Annotated in this window: 1 protein-coding gene; it reads left to right on the forward strand. The window is 30.9% G+C overall.

What is annotated here, in order from left to right:
- Positions 1-93: 93 nt before the first annotated feature.
- Positions 94-855, forward strand: a complete 762-nt coding sequence (locus I6E24_RS16465; RefSeq protein ID WP_317218746.1) for a lysophospholipid acyltransferase family protein — start codon at positions 94-96, stop codon at positions 853-855.
- The last annotated feature ends 25 nt before the right edge of the window (positions 856-880 follow it).

The raw sequence follows: 880 nt of genomic DNA on the forward strand, positions 1-880 counted from the left end.
CTGTTGTCATTTTTAGTTAGACTTTTGTCTTATATCCCTTTCAGAGTATTATATATAATATCTAATTGATTATTTTATGTTGTATATTATGTAATTAGATATAGACGAGCTATTGTACGAAAAAATATTGTAGAGTCTTTTCCTGATAATAGTAAACGTGAAATAGAGTTAGTGGAAAAGAATTTTTATCGTTTCTTTACAGATAATATTCTGGAAAGTTGTAAAATGGCTACAATTTCAAGGCAAGAAATGAGTAGGCGCATGAAATTCATAAACTGTGACGATTTAAACGCTGTACTTAGAAAAGGTAAGTCTATATCACTTTATTTAGGACATTATGGAAATTGGGAATGGGTATCGTCTATTCCGTTGTATCTTGAAGAAGGGGTTATAGGTGCTCAGATATATCATAAGCTTCATAATGATAATATGAATAAGCTCATACTTAATAATCGTGGCCGTATGGGTGCAGTCAGTATTGAGATGTATAAAACCGCAAGATATATAAATGAATTGGCAAGCGAGAAGAAAGTTTCCATTATTGGCTTTATTGCTGATCAGTCGCCAAGAAAAAAAGATTCGCGATATTTTATTCCATTTTTAAATCATAATGTACCTGTGTTGACAGGAACAGAGAAGATAACCAAACATTATGACTTTGAAGCTTGGTTCCTTAAAATGAAGCGTGTAAAAAGAGGTTATTATGAAGCGGAATTTGTCCGAATGCATGATAATCCAAAGTCATTACCGGATTTTGAACTTACATCAATATACTTCGGTATGTTAGAAGAAATGATAAAAATAAGTCCTGAATTTTATTTATGGACACATAATCGTTTCAAATATGCTATATAGTTATATTGAAATAGAACTATCAAAC

This window comes from Bacteroides caecigallinarum (assembly GCF_021530995.1).
GTDB lineage: Bacteria > Bacteroidota > Bacteroidia > Bacteroidales > Bacteroidaceae > Phocaeicola > Phocaeicola faecigallinarum.